The organism is Thalassobacillus devorans MSP14 (assembly GCF_000496835.1).
Classification (GTDB): domain Bacteria; phylum Bacillota; class Bacilli; order Bacillales; family Halobacillaceae; genus Thalassobacillus; species Thalassobacillus devorans_B.
The window spans coordinates 282,861-303,190 of sequence record NZ_KI543238.1; the positions used below are offsets into that span (position 1 = coordinate 282,861).

The window sequence follows — 20,330 nt, forward strand, 5'->3', positions numbered from 1 at the left end:
GCGCAATTGGTGATTACATAGTGGGGGATTATCTATGATATTGGATAACGAGAACGGGTTATTACTCATGCGCCATGATGGTCTGGAAGAGCGGACCTGGAGAAATGATACTTGTTATAAATTGATATTCTCCTATTTTGGAAAAGGGGCGTATCAGACACACAGTGGCGATCTGTCCATCGAAAAGGACGAGTTCTTCATTTTCAATCCAGAGGTAGATCATAAACAACTGAGTGTTACTCAGGAAAAGTTCCTTGTGGAAATCCAGCCATCATTGCTCAGGGAGGCAGCCGAACGGATGGGGATTCAACAAGTGGAACCTGAGTTTGCTTTGATTTCTTACAAGCATCCTCAGGTTCGCCAGTGGGTGTCATTTATTCGTGACTTTCTTTCCCTTCAATATGAACCCTCAGGTTCGACATCTAGTCAGTTTTTTCTAGATAATAGTCTGACCCAACTCACCATTTTGATGCTTCAATTTGGTCCAGGATCCCATATGAATACGTTTCCTGCAATCAAATGTGAAGCAAATATCAACCTGGTGCTAACTGCCCTCCGTGAAAGTTATAGGGAAGACTGGACATTAGATCAGATGGCAATGGTAGCGAGAATGAATAAGTACCAATTTGCACACATGTTCAAGTCAGAGCTTGGGGTCTCTCCTTATTCCTGGCTACAATTATATCGGTTGTTTCGCAGTCAGCAGTCCCTTTTGTATACCAATGAATCGATTCTTTCTATTGCTCTTCAGCACGGTTTTAAAAGTGTTTCTTCCTACAACCAGCTATTTAAGAAAGTGTACCGTAAAACGCCGGGTGAATTTCGAAGTTTTAATGGCCTTAAAAAGTAATGCACCGGTACTACTAATAATGATGAATAAGCCACTGGATATCATTAATACTTTTATTGGAATAATTAAAACTAAGAGACCATAAAGCCCTAAGGAAACCGTGTTGGAAAAGTACAAGAGCACAGCATTAGAGCTGAAGGCCCGGCCCAATTTTTCCTCGGGAACGAATGTCTGCAATAGATAAACACGTGCCAGCCCTGCAATTGGAAGTCCTACCCCTACGAGTGCAGCTCCGATAAAGAAATGTGGCATGTCATACAGAAGACCATAATATAAAACCCCCGCCCCCCATATCAACGCCCCGATCAAGTAGTGACGCAGCGTCATTTTTTTAATGAAATAAGGCAGCAGGAGATTTGTAATGATGACTACTCCTCCAAATACCCCTTGCAACATGCTGTAGAGTTCCTCGCTTTGTGAACTCATTTCGGTCAGTGCAAGCAACATGCCTACTTGCCACACCCATGTATTGAAAAAGACAGTGATAAAAGTGAACAGAAATAATTTCCGGATCGTACGGTGTGCTTTTACCCATTCAGCAAATTCTGCAATTGCAACAAACACGGCCTTGAATGATTTGGTGGCAGTGTTTTTTGGTTCTTTTAAATCGACCTGATATATAAAAAGGGCACTGATGGCATAGGTGATAGCATCCACGGTAAAAAAGTGTACGACGCCAAAGCAGTTTAATAGCCATACGGATAAAACAGGACTGAGTACTGTCACACCACGTGTCAGTGTATCATTCATGCTATTTGCAGCTGTCCGTTCTCGTTCTCCTGTTATGGCAGGTAAAATCGAGCGATGAGCCGGGTTGAAGAAACAGCCGATGCTCTGGATGAAAAAACTTACAATCAGCAAGTAAATATAGGTAAGCATGTCAAAGTAGTAAAGCAAAACAATGGACGAAATTAACGGAATGCGGGCAATATCCAAGTAGATTAACCATTTCTTTTTTGGCAGCCAGTCTGCCATAACTCCCCCAATCAAACCGAATAGTAAATAGGGGATAGTCTCAGCCATCGCCATCCCTGTTGTATGGAGGCTTGACCCGGTGAGGTCATAAGCTAAAAACAAGAAAGCCATTCCAGATAGGGTGTCGCCCAGACGGGATATGCCTCCAGCTAATAAATAAAATCGGATATCTTTATTTTTCCAGATTGTTTTATACAAAGTAATCACCTCACTTACCAGTTTAAAAGTAAGAGAGGCGGCTTTCTTTCTATTTATTGCTGGAATGTCGAACAATTTTCTTGTTGTTCAATATAAAATTAAATATTGAGTTTCTTTCTAATTTTTGAAATAATCGGTATTAAAAAACGGCATCTGTTTTAAAATTGAGAAGGTGTGAAAGATTACAGACAAGATAAAATCTTATTTCAAGTGATTTAGTAAGAAATGATAATTATCTAAAAGGAGGAGCTAAATGAATAAAAAAAGGCTGATGTTATACGGTCTTATCGCAAGTTTATTGATTTCAAGTGGGTTCGTATACTATAAAATCACCGATGATACATACGAAGGGATGAGCATTATTCCAGAACAACACAAAGATATTCCGGTATATCAAGGATTAAAACCTACAAAAAGTAATTATGTGAGCCTGGGAAATCAATGGACTGAAATCTACAATTTTTACTTGAAAGAACTTCCTGAGCTGGGATGGGAAGTTGAACATGCTGATTCAGCGCTTGACGACAACAATAGTAAAAATGATTGGTCGGGCTTCCACTCACGGTGGAGAAAAGAAGGTTTCGATGGAGAATTATGGATTTCGGCAAGTTATAGCCAATTTGAAAATTACACGGAAGTGACCTTCGATAAAACGCCTCTCCGTGACTCAATCGCTTCGACAGAAGAAGCGAAAACACGGGATCGATCTGATTAACAGAGGATTGAACCCATTTCCTTAATGGCTGAAGGAAGGTGTGAAAAGTTAAACAGGAAGAAAACCATCCGATTCTTGATGACTCTTATGTGAGTACCCCTGAGATTACATGGGCTAACATTCTATCTGTGACAATATTTTTCCTGAGTCCGTATGTCTTTGATTTGCATTTTCTGCAGGTTGTTGCATTAGCCTATGTTCCATTTTTATTGAAACATATTTATGAAAGGAAAAAAATGAAAGATGATATTAGGTGATGGCATTAGCATCACTGTGCCTTTGCTCCTATGGTTTTTTCAATATACATAGTATTCATCAGAAAGTTAAAGAAGAAGTTTTATCAGGCCACCGATCAGCAAAATAATCGAGCCTGCTAAAAGGGCTATTTTTGTCGGCCGATTAGCTTTATGAAATATACGAGGAAACATTCCCAACACCTCCCTTATTTTTATTGAGCTTATTGTATATATACGGATGAGATATTTGAAAAGCTTCAATAATTTAAAAAAATACACCCAGGGAGCAGGGTGTAATCTTCATTCTTCATTTTCTTCAGATTCTTCATTGAACCACAGCGGGGAATCGTTATCCGCTTCTCCGTTATAGTTGATGAAGATTTCTTCGCCTGCCTTTATATCTCTGAAAGCGTAGAAATCGAACGAGTCATTGTCAAAGTTAATTTCATAAATCGCGTTCGGCTGGTAGGAATGATTAAACATCATCCCGTAGCCTAACAGAAATGCTGTGTGGTTTTTTCCATACTCGAAAGCATAATCGGCCAGGTACGTTTTTTCAATATGCTCATGTTCTTCGTTAGGATAGGGAAGTACTGGTGCCTGATGGATCAGTTCACCCTCCGCTATATCCTGGGTAGCGAATACGCCTTTATCCAGTGCATCATCAGAAATGGTAGATGTTTTTACTTCAATCAAAATTTCACCGTCGCCTTCTTTGTATTCTTAATGTTTGACTTTCCCCAGTCTGACAGGTAGTGTGCGAGAATGCAATCCAAATACGCCAAGGTTGTATCTTGTCCCCATCAATTAGTGAATAAAGTGTATGACTAGTGTTCCATTTGAATAACAATATTATGTTATAAAGAAAAACAAAGGGGATAAGGACATGGGTGAAAAAATAAAAAGTGATGGGACCGGAGACGATTCCATCACTTTATGTTTTTCATCCGGCAGCTGTAAATTTATAGGCTGGCAGGTTTTTCTTCAATGCATTTATTTCTTCGCTGTTCAGCGGAACCATCGGCAGTCGTACATCACCAACAGGGACACCCATTAAATTCAAGGCTGCTTTTACCGGTGATGGACTTGGTTGTGCAAACAGTGCTTTCATTACTGGAAGGATTTCCTGATGAATGGCTGCTGCGCGTTTTACATCACCGTAATTGTAGCTGTTGACCATTTCCTGCATTTCATTTCCAAGAATATGAGCGGATACAGATACAATCCCTGTGCCGCCGATTGCCAGTACCGGAAGGGTCAATCCATCGTCACCACTGTACAAAGTGAAATCCTCAGGAGTTTTCGTGATGATTTCTGTCATTGCGTCCAGATCCCCGCTCGCTTCTTTGACAGAAACGATGTTGTCAATTTCAGATAATCGGATGATTGTTTCCGGTGCGATGTTCGCAGCGCTTCGTCCTGGAATATTGTACAGCATCACTGGCAATGAGGTTGCTTCCGCTACTGCTTTGTAATGCTGGTACAACCCTTCCTGTGAAGGCTTGTTGTAATATGGCGTGGTAAGCATAATCGCATCGACGCCCGTCTGTTCTGCCTGTCTTGTCAACTCGATCGATGCTCGTGTATTATTCGAACCGGTTCCAGCAACTACGGCTGCTCTTCCGTCTGCAACTTGTGCGACGAAGCGAAACAATTCAAGTTTTTCTGCGTCGGTCAAAGTAGGGGATTCACCTGTTGTCCCCGCTACCACTAATCCGTCCGACCCGTTAGCGATTAAGTAATTGACTAATGTACGTGCAGCATTGAAATCGATCTCACCATTCTGGTCAAATGGGGTAACCATTGCGGTTAACACTTGCCCGAAATTCATGGCATTTCACACCCTTTTGGAAAAATTTTAAATAAGAGGCGTTTTATAGAGCCATTCCCATTTATCGCATTAAAAAAACAACAACGAGGGTTCGCTGTTGCAGTAGAAACGACATTGGATGCGTTTCATTGCGTAAGATAGCCCTCCATATAGTCGCCTATATGACAGTCCTGTATTTATTCAATAGCAGAACCAACTTTGAGAACATGAGTTTCTCTCCGCTTCGGCGAATTCCCCTTTCCACAATTTTCACTGGACCTCATGATCCTCCTATTGTGTACTGATGGTTTTCGCACCTCTATCCCGCTTCAAATTATTGAAGCAAGAAAATATTTAATTGACTGTACTTTAACAAAAATTCAATCTAATTTCAAGGGAAATAAGATGAAAAATTGAGATTACCCTTTTTTCGTTTGGGGAAATAGGAAAGTAGTGGAAGATGACGCACTGTCACTGGATTTACTGATGACAGGGTGTCATATTTAGGTTAAAATAAAAGGTGAATGACATAATGTCACATAGAGGTGCATAAAAATATGGAAATTAACCCTGTTTATGTAGAGAAGCTTAGGAAGTTGGCCTTCGATTTACGCGACAAAGGTGTAGATGTGAAAATTTGTAAAAAACCTATGGTTAAGCAGCTCGTACAAAGGGAAGATTGAATACTAACTTTATTTTTTAGAAAAGGGGAAATCACATGAATTTTTCCATGACGGATATGCCGAATTCTGTGAAGCGAGAGGTGGAGGAGTTAGAGAAAAAACTGTCACCAGTTACTAAAAAAGCTTCAAAGTATGTATTCTTATCGTTCCCTTTAATCGCAATCGCAGCTGTTAATCTCCTGACGTTACTATTCATGGTCCCAGAAGAAGAAGTAAGATTATCAGCCATTGCTATCTATGCACTTGTTGGTGCAGTGGGGATGGCGTTATCAAAAGAAGCGAAACATAAACAAGAAGAAATCCAAAAGCGGAGCGTTGATTATATAATTGAGCGAATCCGTAAAAGCAATATTGCGACAGAGCGAGCCAAAAGGGATTTTACGGATCAGGTAAAATCCCAGCCGATGAATGCCATGAAGCATTTCGTCGCATTTTTAGAAGAAGAAAAAAGACAGGAAAAATTAAATTTATATAGAGGATATTAGGAAAGCTGAAACACCACGTGCTGGTGTTTCTTTACATAGTGAATGGTGGGAGTACATTGCCGAAACAGACATTTTTCAATTTGCCGGAAGAAAAGAAACAGATCCTGATACAGTCCGCGGAGAAAGAATTTTCCCGCGTCCCATTATTTGAAGCCTCGATATCGAATATCATAAAAGCTGCCGGTATACCACGTGGCAGCTTTTATCAGTATTTTGAAGGGAAAGAGGATATCTACTTTTATCTTCTCGATAAGATGGCGGGGCAACGAAAAGGAAAATTCATTGCCTTTTTGCAGAAACATGATGGGGACCTGATTGAAGCGATGTTTGCCATGTTTGAATGTATGCTGCACGAACAGGAACACATCAGCTTCATGAAGAATGCATTTCTTAACATGACCCACAAGGTCGAATATAGTTTTCTTGGTATTTTCAGCGATGAGGAGAGTATTTCGGACTTCAAAGAAGTCAGCGCTCAAATTAATAAAAACAGCCTCAGTATCTCGGGTGATCAGGAATTGTATCACATTATGCAGATTCTTACCGCTGTCACCTTCCGTAACTTCGTAGCAAAATTCGCCCGAGGATTATCTGATGAGCAGGCGATGAAAAGTTACCGTATTGAAATGAACCTGCTAAAGAAAGGGATATATAAAGGGTAATAAGAAGACTGCCTCGTTTACTATAAGAGGCAGTTTTTTCTAATACTTTAGGAAAGTATAACTTTGTTAAATGATTAAAGTATAGAAAAACTTAGGCCTTCGCCATAAAGACTTGGCGAAAAGCCAAGTTTTTCTAATAGGAAATGGCTGGAAGGTGAAAAAAGTAGTAGAATGAAAGGAATGTGACAGTTTTAAAGGAGAGGTGGTTTTATGCGTCGGCTTTCTTCATGGGGGACAGCTGCTGCGTCGCTGCAGTGGTTGTTCTTCATTTTTGCAAACACGGTTGTTGTTCCAATATCGGTAGGGGCTGCTTTTGGTTTGTCTCAGGAAGAGATTGCTTCCATACTCAGAAGCGCACTGATTTTCACAGGAATAGCTTGTGTACTGCAAGGGTGGATCGGTCACCGCTATCCCCTTATGGAAGGTCCTTCTGGTGTCATGTGGGGATTGATATTAAATCTGAGCGCGGCAGCATCAGCAATGGGGATGAGCTTGGCTTCCATTGGCGGTGGGATTGCTACAGGTATGATTCTTGCAGGTGTTGTTGTACTTTTATTGGGTTTATTCAATTTGCTTTCTTTTATCAAGCGGATATTTACCCCAATGGTGATGAGCGTCTATTTGTTTTTATTGACCTTTCAGTTAATACTTATTTTCTTTGAGGGTATGCTTAAAGTTGATGCTGAGGGCAACTTGAATATACCTGTCAGTTTATTTTCTTTTGGGATTATCATTCTTGTCACCTTGCTGAAGATAAAAGGAAAGCAGACAGTCAGTAACTTTGCTATATTGATCGGAATGGTTGCGGGATGGGTGCTTTATCTCCTGTTTTTCCCTGCCGAACAGGAAACTGTTATTCCATCGAATGGTGGTCTGCTGTTATTCCCGTTCGGTGTTCCTAATCTTAATATTGGAATTGTCCTTATTACCTTTTTAGCCAGTATGATTAATTTGAGCAATACAATTGCTTCCGTTCGTGCAGCTACTCAATTAATGGGAAAAACTCCGGACGATAGACAGTTCCTCCGATCTTATATGCTTACCGGAGGTTACTCGGTCGTAGCAGGTGTGTTTGGACTTGTATCATATGCCCCATTTGCCTCATCGGTAGGGTTTTTAGAAAGTACCCGTATTTTTGATCGCAAGCCTTTCTTGATTGGTGGAGGGCTGATGGCATTGCTTGGTATCATCCCTGTCCTTGGCGGTGTGTTGGCGACTTTACCGATTACAGTAGGAAATGCGGTATTGTTTGTCGCTTATTTGCAGCTTTTTGGGACCTCTTTAAAAAGTCTTGGTGGTTACCAGTTCAATTCGGTTACGATTCATCGGCTGGCAGGTCCGGTGCTGGTCGGAGTGGGTATTATGTTTGTTGAACCTTCGTTGTTCAATCAGCTTCCAGTTTTAGTCCAGCCTTTGGTCTCTAATGGATTTATTGTAGGGGTATTGATTGCTATTCTCTTGGAGAAAACAATTAATTGGGAAAAGTATCAGAATGATTCGGTACACCCTAAGGTTATGAAGAAAAGCAGCTAGCAGTAACAGGGGCTGGAAGGTATGGAGAGGGTTATTCCTTCTCCTTTTTCAATGCCAAAATTTTACTTATGTATCTCTTTCACATGAACAGCGAGCATGTTTGCCATACTATCCGTGGGAGGATGCCTATGCTGACTGTGATATTAACTTTATTATTCTTTATTCAACCGATGACGTATGATGAAGACTTGACGATTACACACAATGATGAAGTGATTCAGCATATCAACCGGAATCAATTTGCTGAAAACGCAATGCTTCATCCTTTTTATAACCTGGGAAAGATCCAGCAACTGATCGTACAGGTAGAGAAAGAAATACATGAACAGGCACGAAATGCAAAAATTAAAAAGGATGGAAGTATTAAGCAGGAGAAGGTTGGGCGCCAGTTGAATCGGGAGAAATTCATGGAAGGCTTGTTCAGCTATTTGTATGGGAGTGGTGGTTCGAATATAGAGGTGCCGGAAATACCGATTCACCCGAAAGTGGATAGTGAACTGCTGGCGAATATCCGGACACAGGAAATCGGCAGTTATGTCACCTATTTCAATCCTAACAATAAAGAGAGGTCTCACAACATACGGCTTGCGGCTGAAGCCATCGACAGCCATGTGGTTTTTCCGGGCGAAACATTTTCTTTCAACGAGGTAGTCGGTAAACGGACAAAAGAGAAAGGGTATAAACCTGCCCCGGTTATCGTCAAAGGGGAAGTGACAGAGGGAATAGGCGGAGGAATTTGTCAGATTTCATCCACGATGTATAATGCCGTTGATAACGCAGGGGTGAAAATTCTCGAGCGATATTCCCATAGTAAACGTGTACCTTATGTGCCGGAAGGAAGAGATGCTACCGTCAGCTGGTATGGACCTGATTTCACTTTCAAAAATGTGTATAACCAGCCTTTGCTGATCCGGACGAGAGTGACCAATGGACAAGTAAGCATCAACGTGTATTCTTCGGACGTAGTCGACTTCGAATCACGTAAAATCCCGGGAGCAACAAAGAAACTGCCGGAAGAAATTGAATTGGATACTCAAGATTAAAGATAAGAAAGGTTGAGAGTATGGAGTGGGAAATAGCTGATTTGTCAGAAGAGCAGACACGAAGGATTATGGAGCTTGAAAGTGAACTGGGATATGTCTTAATTGCCTATGAGGATGGGCGCCGTGGATTTGCGACTTCCGACGAAAAAGTTGATTATTATGAGATGCTGCACAGTAGTGTCGAAGAATAGAGAAAGCTGACAGCCTGCAGAACTGTCAGCTTTTCTCTTTTCAAAAGTCTCTGTTAAACGTAGTTGTAGATGAGAGGCTTCTTCAACTATTGGGCCGAGAAGTCGAAGACTTGATTTCGAGATACTTCGGATCCGTTGCCTAGTTAGGAGTAAGGGCGGCTGGGAAACGATTCGCTTTCCTGTGGGGGAACTGGCAAGCCTCCTCAGACTTCGTCTTCCGGGGTCTTGCCTAGATCCTTCTCCCACGGGAGTCTCACCGTTTCCCCGCCACCCTACCTATTTTTTTGACGAACGAACCCTACCTTGTAAGGAGATATCTTCCACATACAACTGCATAACAAGGCCCAATGATACAGAAAACAAGGCCTTTTTGTAGCTGTTACTATGGTTGAATGATTCTACCTGTCAATGTTTCCGTTTTCCTTACCAATGTAAGGAGGGCAGGGAAATTGCGAGTCCTCGAAAATGCTATGCATTTTCTTCGTGCGGTGTTTATTCAGGAAGCTTAGTCAAAGTCCTATGGGAGGATAGGACATGGTGAGATCCCGCAAGGCGGAGCCTGAGGAAGCTCACCGTCCGCCCATGGAAAGCGAGTGATTTCCCGGCCCTCCAAACGCTCGTCACCGTAACGGAAACAGTTTCTCTCGAAACTGAGTCTTCAGCAATTGGGAGCTTAAATGGAAAATCAATACTGATATTTAAAGGAGCCTTGCAAAAAGGGGAATTAAATTTAATGTCGAATAGTTAATGTGGTAGGTTCAATGTAATGTAAGGGATAGGGAGGATATATATGGTGAAGGTTTTATTTGAAAAAGATGGGCATCTCGGCCGAATTACCATCAACCGGCCAGATCAATTGAACTGTTTTGATTATGAAACGCTTGCTTTGTTAGGGGAAACTGTAGAGTCCATTCAGGCAGATAAAGAAGTACGGGCAGTTATCATCACAGGGGCAGGAGAGAAAGCATTTAGTGCCGGGGCTGATTTGAAAGAGCGCAGAACACTGTCAGAAAAAGAAGTACGCCGCAATGTCCGGACGATCCGCGATGTCTTCACAGCGATTGAGGAACTCCCTCAACCGACAATTGCCGCCATCAATGGCTATGCCCTCGGGGGAGGTCTGGAGTTGGCACTCGCCTGTGACTTTAGATATGCAGTGTCTGATGCTCTCATGGGGCTCACCGAAGTGAGCTGGGCGATCATACCTGGAGCAGGTGGAACCCAGCGGTTGTCGAGACTGGTCGGGACGTCACGGGCAAAAGAGCTGATCTTAACTGCTCGCCGGATCGATGCTAATAAAGCATTGGATATCGGATTAGTTAATGAGGTGTTTGAGCGGGAGCAATTAATTGATGCAGCAAATTCTCTTGCTAAGGAAATCATGAGCAACGGACCACTCGCTGTCACCCAGGCTAAGTATGCGATTAATCATGGAAACAATGTAGACATACATACAGGTTTGGCGATTGAGGCAAAAGCATACGAAGTAATCATTCCGACAGAAGACCGAATCGAGGCATTGGAAGCATTCAAAGAAAAGAGACCAACCAATTTTAAAGGTAAATAACAAAAAAGGGTTGTCACCACGGGAGACAACCCTTTTTTAGTTAGCGGTCGAATGTAAAGTAAGCTTGAATGATCATCTCGAGCATCTCTCGTGACATGCGAAGGTGTCCGATATTGGTACCGCTTATCAGCTTTTGAGTATTGTCATCTTTAAAGGTGATATCACTTGCGAGGTAAACTTTGAACGTATCGATCATTTCATTCAACTTTTCTTCTTCTGGACTAAGCTCGTAATGATGATGAGCGTCCACAGTAGTTAAGCGGTGAAAGTCCAATGCATCCTGGAACATATCGAGCACTTCCGCATTAGTCGGAGGACTGGGATTGGTAATGTTATAAATTCCATAACGTTCTGCTTTTGTTAAAGCAAGTGCTAATATTTCTGCTACATAGTCGACTGGGACAAAATTTGAAGTGCCGGATGGGTTGGCAACAACTCGATAGAGACTATCATTTCCAGGCTCATGTTTACGTTCGATTTTACGTCTGAAAATATCCAATGCTCGCATAAAGCCGTAAAGCGTGAACTCCGAGTCCGCTTCCCCGGTTTTCGAATCTCCGACAATGATGGATGGTCGGAAAATGGAAACATCCATTACATCTCCATAGTTGAATACGAGATGCTCTGCTTTTACTTTACTCTCTTCATATGGGTTATGGGAGCAGTCATCCTCCGGGTAAAGATCCTCTACTCCGGTTTGTCTTTTTCCGACGGTGTAGGCGGTACTGACATAGAAGAATTTACGTATCTCGAGTTTTTTCGCCAGTTCCAGGGCATGCTTTGTACCCTCGTAGTTGATGGCAAATAACTCTTCTCTGAGAGATTCATCAAATTTTACCAGGGCTGCTGAATGGTAAAAGCAATCTATCCCGCCAGCGAGAGAACGGATTAGTCCATCCTCCATGCCGAATGATGGAAGTGTGATGTCGCCGGTTAGCAAATGAAGTCGATGTTGTTCTTCCGTGGTGAAGCTGTCTTTCAATCGTTCTGCTTTTTTAAGATTCCTTGCGAGGATATATAAGTGGTGGTCTGTCCCGTGGATCAGTTCTTTCATCACTTTTCCTCCGAGAAAACCGGTGGAGCCAGTTAATAAAATATTCAAGCATGTTCACTCCCGAAATTCATTTCCCTTAGTCTTTCCCGATAAATGATACTGCCGAAACTCGTTTACCTGCTTCGCTAAAAATACTGTATTTTTTCTTTCCTGTCAAAACTTCAATCATACTAAAAATATCAGAAAATTCGAAAATAACATTGACTTTCCATTGTTTTAACGTTAAATTTAGTGTTAAATAACATAATTTATATATGTCGTATTATTTACGTCATACCAGAGGTTTATTTGTTTGGTGATGTTTTGGGATAATACTATACAAGGGGAGAGATGGGAATGATTTTGCACGGAATTGAAAGCGCTTCACCAGAAGGAAGGAAAGGACTGCAATTAAAAAGACTTCAGGAGACCGTCCGCCGTGTTTATGAAAATGTACCTTATTTCAAACAAAAGTTCGACGAAATGGGTTTATTACCTGAGGATATTCGTTCGCTGGATGATGTAACCAAACTGCCATTCCTGGAAAAAAAAGCGCTGAGGGATAACTACCCATTTGGTTTATTTGCAGTAGATCGCAGTGAGTTGGTCCGCATCCATGCCTCATCCGGAACCAGCGGAAAGCCTACCGTTGTCGGCTATACAAAAAATGATATCTGTATGTGGTCGGAGTTGGTTGCACGTGCCATTACGATCGGAGGGGGGAAGCCGGGCGAAGTACTTCATAACGCGTATGGTTATGGGTTATTCACAGGAGGCCTGGGGTTGCACTGCGGTAGTGAAGAACTTGGAATGGCGACAGTGCCGATTTCAGGAGGAAACACAGAACGCCAGATTACTTTGATTGAGGACTTCAAACCGACTGTCATTTGCGGGACACCATCTTATCTCCTGAACATTGCTGAACATATGGAACAAGACGGGCAGGACCCTCGTCAGACATCATTGAAGTATGGCATATTCGGAGCTGAACCGTGGTCAGAAGAAATGCGCCGTACCTTAGAAGAAAAATTCGATATCAAGGCTTGTGATATTTATGGGCTGAGTGAAGTGCTAGGACCAGGGGTAGCGATGGAATGCCATGAAGCACAAGATGGGCTACATATTGCAGAGGACCATTTCCTCGCTGAAGTCATCGACCCTGATACGCTTGAACCTGTACCGGATGGCGAAGATGGTGAACTGGTTTTCACCAGTTTGACGAAGGAAGCATTTCCTGTCATACGTTATCGGACCGGTGATATTGCTTCCTTACAGCGCGGCAAATGTAAATGTGGCAGGACGACTGTCAAGATGTCCAGGGTAAAAGGGCGGATTGATGACATGCTGATTATTAGAGGGGTGAATGTGTTCCCTTCGGAAATTGAACATTATCTGTTGAGTGTAGAAGATATTGTACCTCATTATCAGCTTCATGTCTTTAAGAAGGGAAGCATGCAGCATGTAGAGCTTCAAGTAGAGGTAGACGAATCTTTTTACAATCGCATCCAGGAAGATCTGGAGCATCCAGACGTCGTAAAGCTTGGAAAACACATACAGAAAGTGATGAAGAATAATTGTCTGATTTCCGTTGATGTCAAAGTGCTTGGACCGAAGTCGGTTCCTCGTTCGGAAGGGAAAGCGGTGCGTATTGTCGACCGAACAAACGAAGCGATAGAAGTATAAAAGAACACAGTCATATGATGAAAATATTCGTTTTGCTAAATAAACGTAATATGGTTATAGTTTCAACAGTGGAAGGGTGAATGGCAGGGGTGTTGCATATTTATATTCTGCTTAGCGTTCGGAAGTTTTGAGAAGTTTCCGATGAGAAAGGAATAATAAAAATTAATTGAAGCAAGGAGGGGACGTCGAATAAGGTGTCCTTTTCCTCTATAGGGGAGAATAAATGATGAAAGAAGCAATTTTAGAGCGAGTGTCAAAAGACCCGTACGCCACATTTCTGGGAATAGAAATTGACCATGTCGGTGAAGGAGAAGCGACTGTTTCGATGACGATTACGGAGAATATGATGAATTTTCATGGAGCGGCTAACGGAGGAGTCCTATTCTCCCTGGCAGATGTAGCATTTGCGATCGCCAGCAATTCTTATGGTCAGACAGCGGTAGGTATCAATGTAAATATGAATTATATACGAGCTGGAATACTTGGGGATAGAATTATTGCTACAGCAAAGGAAGAGTCAAAGAACCCAAAACTCGGCCTCTACCGGATGATAGTTAAAAATGAAGCTGGAGAGCTGCTGGCAGCTGCTGATGGAATGGTTTACCGTAAAAAAGAGGTGTTTGCGTAAAAGACGGACATGATGATGTCTGTCTTTTTTTCTGCAGCATCGTTAAGGCAGAATGCCTCTGAATTAAGGTAGACAGCAGTGTATGGGGCCTATAGGTGCACGGTCTGGTTATAAAATGATTTTCCCTTACTTGCAAAATAAGGTAAAATGATTATAGTCTGAATTTTCGTACATTATTCTCAAGGAGGGAAGAAATTGAAGGCAGCTTATATAAAAGAAGAGCATGATATTTTACGAAAATCTTTGCGCAAGTTTTTAGAGAAAGAAGCTTATCCCTATTTTGAAGAATGGGAGCAGAATGGGCTGATTCCCAGGTCTTTTTGGGAAAAGATGGGGGCACAGGGGTATCTATGTCCATGGCTGGAGGAAAAGTATGGAGGGGTTGAGGCAGACTTTGGCTACTCGGTTATCATCAATGAGGAGCTGGAGAAAGTCGGAACCGGTTTGATTGGGATCGGATTACATAGTGACATCGTTGTCCCATATCTTGAGCAGTACGGTACAGACGAACAAAAGAAGCGTTGGCTGCCTAAATGCGCGTCAGGAGAAATTATTACAGCGATAGCTATGACGGAACCCGGTGCTGGTTCTGATCTCGCTGGTATCAAAACATCGGCAGTCCGTGACGGAGACAAGTACATAGTAAATGGAGAAAAGACATTCATCACCAATGGCATTCAGGCAGACCTGGTGCTTGTTGTCTGTAAAACTAATCCGCAAGCAAAGCCTGCGCATAAAGGAATAAGTCTATTAGTGGTAGAAAAGGATACTCCTGGTTTTTCAAAAGGGAAAAAACTTAATAAAATCGGCTTGCATAGTCAGGACACGGCTGAATTGGTTTTTGAAGATGCCAAAGTTCCTGCCTCTAACTTGATCGGTAAAGAAGGAGAAGGTTTTTACTATTTAATGAAAAATCTCCAGCAGGAACGGCTGATTGTCGCTATCGGAGGTATCGCTGCATCGGAAAGGATGCTGGAAATCACTACGCAATACGTTAAAGACCGTAAGGCATTCGGGAGAAGCATTGCATCTTTCCAAAATACACAATTCAAACTGGCAGAACTCGAAACAGAAGTAGAAATCGGCAGGACATTCCTGGACCGCGTGGTAGATTCCCATATCAAAGGAGAAGATGTCGTCAAAGAAGTCTCGATGGCAAAATGGTGGATCACCGATCTTACCAAGAAGGTGGCAGAGGAATGTATGCATCTTCATGGCGGCTATGGCTATATGGAAGAATACGAGATTGCAAGAAGATATCGGGATGCACCCGTTTCCGCTATTTATGCAGGATCCAATGAAATTATGAAAACGATTATCGCTAAAAAGATGGGGTTGGAATGATGGAACGGATGCTGGAAGGCGTCTGTGTCCTGGACTTTTCGAGGTATCTCCCGGGTCCCTATGCTACATTGAGGCTGGCTGAAAAAGGAGCCGATGTCGTGCTGGTGGAACCACCTGAAGGTGAACCGTCCCGAAGTTTAAACAGTACAGTATTTGCTGTAAACAATCGATTGAAAAGAAGCATAGTGCTTGATTTAAAAGACGCAAATGATCAGAATACAGCATTTAAACTTGCTTCAACAGCTGATGTGATTGTAGAAAGCTACCGTCCAGGTGTCATGAAACGAATAGGTTTGGACTATGCAAAAGTGCAGGAACATAACCCGGGCATCGTCTACTGTTCGATTACGGGCTATGGCCAGGCTACTCCCCAAATGAATTCACTGGCCAGTCATGACTTGAATTATATGGCACTTAGTGGAATGCTGTCGCAGCTGAAGGGTGATCAGGGGAAGCCAGTTCATCCTTCGGTCCAGATTGCTGATTTTCTCGGAGGTCTGACCGCGTCGGAGATGATACTCTCTGCGCTCGTACATCGTTACCGGACTGGAGAAGGTTCCTATCTCGACGTGGCACTGACGGATGGTCTCTATGCGATGTTAAATACCAACGTTGCCCTTGCAAAAGAAAGTGGTTATAACAAAGGAATTAATGAAATCAGTGGAGAAAAAGTATGTTATCACATCTATGAAACAATGGATGGACGCTATATCGCCCTTGCCGCATTGGAACCGAAGTTTTGGCGATCGTTTTGTCAGTATGCTGGTAGAAGTGATTGGATCGAACATCAATTTACTCGTGCGGAAAAGGGCTTTTCTATTTTTGAAAAAGTAAGCGCTTACTTTTGTTCTAAGCCATTAGAAGAGTGGATGGAAATCTCATTACAAGTGGATTGCTGTTTGACCCCAGTATTGGAAATAGGAGAGCTGGAACATCATCCATTATGGAAGCAGCGCGCGATGGAGATCAGGGAAGGCGGCTTAACACAACTGGCTACCATGTACCCAGCGCCTGCCACGAGAAAACGTTCCCCCAAAAAAGGAGAGCACCAAACCGAAATAATAGAATCATGGCTCCGGAAAGGAGTCCATCCAACAGGAGGAGATAACCAATGAGAGAAGTTGTCATCGTTGAAGCGGTACGCAGTCCGGTTGGAAGGAGAAAAGGTCTGTTAAGTGAAAAGCGGCCAGACGATTTATTAGGAGATGTTTTAAAGGAATTGGTGGACCGGGCGCAGGTTGATCCGGCAACAGTTGAAGATGTGATTGCTGGCTGTGTGTCCCAGGTTGGAGAGCAAGGGATGGATATTGCTCGTACAGCAGCCTTGATAGCAGGTTTCCCGAAAGAAGTGCCCGGGGTGACTATTGACCGCCAGTGCGGGTCGAGCCAGCAGGCGGTTCATTTCGGAGCCCAGGCGATTGCCAGTGGTGATATGGAAACAGTCGTTGCCTGTGGTGTTGAAAATATGACACGCGTACCAATGTTTTCAAACATTCAAGGGACAGAACACAGTAAAAGACTTACGGACCATTATGAAATTATCAATCAAGGGCTGTCTGCAGAGCGGATCGCTGAGCACTGGGGATTTTCAAAGCAGGAGCTCGACCAGTTTGCTGTGGAAAGCCATGAAAAAGCGCTGAAGGCAATAAAGGAAGGGCGGTTCAAAAAAGAAATCATGCCGGTGACCGATCGGAATGGAACCGTCAATTTAATGGATACCGATGAAGGACCGCGGCCAGGAACTTCGCTTGAAACGCTGGCAGAATTGAAGCCTGCCTTCAAGGAAGATGGAAAAATAACGGCTGGGAACGCCAGTCAAATCAGTGATGGGGCTTCGGCAGTGCTCCTGATGTCCCGTGAAAAAGTGGAGCAGTTGGGTGTGAAACCACGATTCAGGATTGTAGCCAGATCCGTAGTTGGTTCTGATCCTACATTCATGCTGACGGGGCCTGTTCCTGCTACTTATAAAGTGTTGCAAAAAGCTGGACTAAGTTTAGAAGATATGGACTTGTTTGAAGTGAATGAAGCCTTTGCCCCAGTTCCTTTATTCTGGTTGAAAGAGACAGGTGCAGACCCTGCTAGACTGAATGTCAATGGGGGAGCGATCGCACTTGGTCATCCTCTTGGGGCGACAGGAACAAGACTGATGACCACCTTAGTCCATGAACTAGAGCGGACAGGGAAGCGTTACGGCTTGCAGGCTGTCTGTGAAGGAATGGGAATGGCAAACGCAACCATCATCGAACGATTGGAGGAATGACAAATGAAGCTCAAAAATATCGTAGCAATCGTGACTGGCGGCGCTTCCGGACTTGGAGAAGCCACTGTAAGAAAAATTATCACAGCTGGCGGAAGAGCAGTGATTGCAGATCGAAATGAAGAACGTGCTGCTGACCTCGCCCAGGAACTTGGTGATCGTTGTCTGTTCCATACGACAGACGTAACTTCTGAACAGGATATCAACCAGCTGCTGGATTTGACGATCGATCAATTCGGAAGTCTTAACGCAGTCATCAATTGTGCCGGCATTGCAATTGCTGAAAAAGTTGTCGGGAAAGAGGGAGCCCATGATTTGGGGAGTTTTTCTAAAGTAATCGAGGTGAATCTGATCGGGACCTTCAATATGATCCGTCTGGCAGGGGAACGGATGCAAAGCAATGATGTCAATGCGGATGGTGAACGCGGGGTTATTATCAATACAGCTTCCGTCGCCGCTTTCGAAGGGCAGATTGGACAAGCAGCCTACAGTGCCTCCAAAGGCGGGGTAGCCAGTATGACACTGCCGATAGCCCGGGAATTTGCACGCTACGGTGTAAGAGTCATGACAATAGCCCCGGGGTTGTTTGAAACCCCAATGTTCGCGACACTTCCGGAATCCGCTCGTGAGGCGCTTGGTAAGATGACACCGTTTCCAAGCAGGTTAGGACGGCCGGCAGAATACGCCGAGCTTGTGGCAAGCATCATAGGGAATCCGATGTTGAATGGGGAGGTGATCCGGTTAGACGGAGCGATTCGGATGCAGCCAAAGTAAGGGCAGTAGAGACGACTGGCACTTAACTTTTAAGAAGGGGAGATAAATCGATGGGACCAACCTTGCGTAGCATGTTTGAACAGACGGTGGCGAAATATCCAGAGAAAGAGGGATTAGTTGATGTTCTCTTAGGAAAACGATGGACGTATCGAGAGTGGGATGAGGAAGTCAATTGTCTTGCGAATACATTGAAGGATGCCGGAGTCAGCAAGGGAGATAAAGTCTCGACTGTTTTATTCAATACAGCAGTGTTTGCGACTACGTTATTCGCCTGTATGAAAATAGGAGCAGTCTTCAACCCAATCAACTTCCGTTTGACCGCGAAAGAAATCTCATTTATTTTGCAGGATGCCGAGCCCAAAATCGTCATTTTTGAAAAAGCGACCCACCCACAGGTTTCACAGGCTGCACGGCAAGTGAAAGATGTTCAGTTCTGGTCGATTGACCATCATGATCTTGATTTTGCTGTGAATTTCACTGCACAAATGGAAGGATCCTCCCGAGGTAGACCTGATTGTGAGCTGGATGAGGATGACTTGTATGCCATCATGTATACGTCAGGTACAACCGGTCTGCCAAAAGGCGTGCTGCACACGCACCGAGATATGATAGATCAGGCGTTGATCATGGGAGCGGTCATGCAGGTGACCGACAAAGAACGCGGCCTTAGTGTCGGTCCCATGTTCCATTGTGCTGAGCTTCACTGCGCCTTTTTCCCAAGAGTGATGATGGGGGGAACCAATATCATCATGCATCATTTCGATCCTAAGCGGCTCATCCAAACGGTAAAAGAAGAAGCAATCACCACCTTTTTTGCTGCGCCGACGATGTGGAACATGATGCTGCAGGAAGACCTGTCTGATGCTGACTTTTCCACTTTGAATAAAGGGTTGTATGGCGGCGCTCCAATGGCCCCGGCACTAGTGAAGAAGTTACACGATACACTGGGCATCCGTTTATTCGAAGCCTACGGTATGACGGAAATGGGGCCGGCCATTACAGTACTGACCGAGGATGAGCAGATTGACAAGGCAGGGTCAGCAGGAAGGGCGTTGCTGAATCATGAAGTCAGAGTGGTCCGAACTAGAGAAGACGGACCAGCAGATCCAGCGGATATTTGCGAACCAGGGGAACTCGGAGAAATAATCGTCCAGGGCCCAAGCATGATGCCGGGTTATTATAACCGCCCAGAGGCTACGGAGGAAGTAATGTATAAAGGCTGGTATCATTCCGGTGACATCGGTTCCTTTGACGAAGACGGGTATCTTTGGGTCAGCGATCGTGTCAAAGACATGATTATCTCGGGTGGCGAGAATATCTATTCACGGGAAGTAGAGGACGTCCTGTTTGATCACAAGCAGGTAATGGATGCTGCCGTTATTGGTGAACCGGACGAAATGTGGGGAGAGCGTGTAGTCGCTTATATTGTGAAAAAAGAGGAATCACTAACGGAAAAAGAGTTGGATGAGTTCTGTACTGCCAATGAGCGGCTTGCAAGGTATAAGCGTCCTAGGCGCTATCAATTTGTTGATGAACTTCCGCGGAATGCCAGTGGGAAGCTGCAGAAATTCAAGTTGAGAGAAGAATTGATGAAAGAAGTTTAGTGAATTTAAATTGCTCCGGAAATAGTTTTCAAAGACCGCTAAGGTAATTTCACTGGATA

19 protein-coding genes and 1 riboswitch are annotated in these 20,330 nt (G+C 43.6%); of the genes, 15 read left to right on the plus strand and 4 right to left on the minus strand.

The features are described from left to right. Positions 1 to 34: 34 nt before the first annotated feature. Complete coding sequence (locus P855_RS21600) at positions 35 to 850, plus strand: helix-turn-helix domain-containing protein (RefSeq protein ID WP_051353302.1); 816 nt, start codon at positions 35 to 37, stop codon at positions 848 to 850. Here the strand turns inward: P855_RS21600 and P855_RS0117565 are convergent. Continuing rightward, complete coding sequence (locus tag P855_RS0117565; protein ID WP_028784793.1) at positions 785 to 2,023, minus strand: MFS transporter; 1,239 nt, start codon at positions 2,021 to 2,023, stop codon at positions 785 to 787. The genes P855_RS21600 and P855_RS0117565 overlap by 66 nt on opposite strands. A 253-nt stretch (positions 2,024 to 2,276) precedes the next feature. Between P855_RS0117565 and P855_RS0117570 the strand changes: the two genes are divergently transcribed. Then, complete coding sequence (locus tag P855_RS0117570) at positions 2,277 to 2,738, plus strand: hypothetical protein (RefSeq protein ID WP_028784794.1); 462 nt, start codon at positions 2,277 to 2,279, stop codon at positions 2,736 to 2,738. A 536-nt stretch (positions 2,739 to 3,274) separates the two neighbouring features. Here the strand turns inward: P855_RS0117570 and P855_RS0117585 are convergent. Together P855_RS0117585 and dapA are read right to left on the minus strand one after the other, a co-directional pair. Continuing rightward, positions 3,275 to 3,670, minus strand: a complete 396-nt coding sequence (locus P855_RS0117585) for an SET domain-containing protein (RefSeq protein ID WP_028784795.1) — start codon at positions 3,668 to 3,670, stop codon at positions 3,275 to 3,277. Between the two features lie 247 nt (positions 3,671 to 3,917). Beyond that, positions 3,918 to 4,805, minus strand: a complete 888-nt coding sequence (dapA, locus tag P855_RS0117590) for a 4-hydroxy-tetrahydrodipicolinate synthase (protein WP_028784796.1) — start codon at positions 4,803 to 4,805, stop codon at positions 3,918 to 3,920. Positions 4,806 to 4,935: 130 nt separating this feature from the next. Then, positions 4,936 to 5,114, minus strand: a riboswitch (Lysine riboswitch). Between the two features lie 388 nt (positions 5,115 to 5,502). Between dapA and P855_RS0117600 the strand changes: the two genes are divergently transcribed. From P855_RS0117600 to P855_RS0117625, 6 genes are all read left to right on the plus strand, one after another. Beyond that, complete coding sequence (locus P855_RS0117600) at positions 5,503 to 5,952, plus strand: DUF5392 family protein (protein WP_028784797.1); 450 nt, start codon at positions 5,503 to 5,505, stop codon at positions 5,950 to 5,952. 56 nt (positions 5,953 to 6,008) lie between these two features. Continuing rightward, the gene (locus tag P855_RS0117605; protein WP_028784798.1) at positions 6,009 to 6,614 is read left to right on the plus strand and encodes a TetR/AcrR family transcriptional regulator; all 606 of its coding nucleotides are present in this window, start codon (positions 6,009 to 6,011) and stop codon (positions 6,612 to 6,614) included. 210 nt (positions 6,615 to 6,824) lie between these two features. Further along, on the plus strand, positions 6,825 to 8,147 hold the full coding sequence (locus P855_RS0117610) for a uracil/xanthine transporter (RefSeq protein WP_028784799.1): 1,323 nt from the start codon (positions 6,825 to 6,827) through the stop codon (positions 8,145 to 8,147). 128 nt (positions 8,148 to 8,275) lie between these two features. Further along, entirely contained in the window at positions 8,276 to 9,190 is a 915-nt protein-coding gene (locus P855_RS0117615) for a VanW family protein (protein ID WP_028784800.1), read from the plus strand. Between the two features lie 20 nt (positions 9,191 to 9,210). Beyond that, a complete protein-coding gene (locus P855_RS22310) occupies positions 9,211 to 9,381 on the plus strand; it encodes a hypothetical protein (RefSeq protein ID WP_161628832.1) in 171 nt (56 codons plus the stop codon). 790 nt (positions 9,382 to 10,171) lie between these two features. Continuing rightward, positions 10,172 to 10,948, plus strand: coding sequence for an enoyl-CoA hydratase-related protein (locus P855_RS0117625; protein ID WP_028784801.1), 777 nt, complete (start codon positions 10,172 to 10,174; stop codon positions 10,946 to 10,948). 40 nt (positions 10,949 to 10,988) lie between these two features. Here P855_RS0117625 and P855_RS0117630 read toward each other — a convergent pair whose 3' ends face one another. Beyond that, the gene (locus P855_RS0117630; RefSeq protein WP_028784802.1) at positions 10,989 to 12,050 is read right to left on the minus strand and encodes an SDR family oxidoreductase; all 1,062 of its coding nucleotides are present in this window, start codon (positions 12,048 to 12,050) and stop codon (positions 10,989 to 10,991) included. Between the two features lie 288 nt (positions 12,051 to 12,338). Here P855_RS0117630 and P855_RS0117635 point away from each other — a divergent pair, with 288 nt between their 5' ends. The 7 genes from P855_RS0117635 (at position 12,339) to P855_RS0117665 (ending at position 20,271) form a co-directional block, all read left to right on the plus strand. Beyond that, on the plus strand, positions 12,339 to 13,664 hold the full coding sequence (locus P855_RS0117635) for a phenylacetate--CoA ligase family protein (RefSeq protein ID WP_028784803.1): 1,326 nt from the start codon (positions 12,339 to 12,341) through the stop codon (positions 13,662 to 13,664). 226 nt (positions 13,665 to 13,890) lie between these two features. After that, positions 13,891 to 14,292, plus strand: coding sequence for a hydroxyphenylacetyl-CoA thioesterase PaaI (gene paaI / locus P855_RS0117640; RefSeq protein WP_028784804.1), 402 nt, complete (start codon positions 13,891 to 13,893; stop codon positions 14,290 to 14,292). 195 nt (positions 14,293 to 14,487) lie between these two features. Continuing rightward, positions 14,488 to 15,636 (plus strand): acyl-CoA dehydrogenase family protein, encoded by a 1,149-nt coding sequence (locus P855_RS0117645; RefSeq protein WP_028784805.1) that lies wholly within the window; start codon positions 14,488 to 14,490, stop codon positions 15,634 to 15,636. Beyond that, a complete protein-coding gene (locus P855_RS21270) occupies positions 15,636 to 16,751 on the plus strand; it encodes a CaiB/BaiF CoA transferase family protein (RefSeq protein WP_161628833.1) in 1,116 nt (371 codons plus the stop codon). Before P855_RS0117645 ends, P855_RS21270 begins: the two co-directional genes overlap by 1 nt. Then, the gene (locus tag P855_RS0117655; RefSeq protein WP_028784806.1) at positions 16,748 to 17,896 is read left to right on the plus strand and encodes a thiolase family protein; all 1,149 of its coding nucleotides are present in this window, start codon (positions 16,748 to 16,750) and stop codon (positions 17,894 to 17,896) included. The genes P855_RS21270 and P855_RS0117655 overlap by 4 nt, the downstream gene beginning before the upstream one ends. Positions 17,897 to 17,899: 3 nt before the next feature. Beyond that, positions 17,900 to 18,667, plus strand: coding sequence for a 3-hydroxyacyl-CoA dehydrogenase (locus P855_RS0117660; RefSeq protein WP_028784807.1), 768 nt, complete (start codon positions 17,900 to 17,902; stop codon positions 18,665 to 18,667). A 50-nt stretch (positions 18,668 to 18,717) separates the two neighbouring features. Continuing rightward, on the plus strand, positions 18,718 to 20,271 hold the full coding sequence (locus P855_RS0117665) for a fatty acid--CoA ligase (protein WP_028784808.1): 1,554 nt from the start codon (positions 18,718 to 18,720) through the stop codon (positions 20,269 to 20,271). Positions 20,272 to 20,330 lie beyond the last annotated feature (59 nt).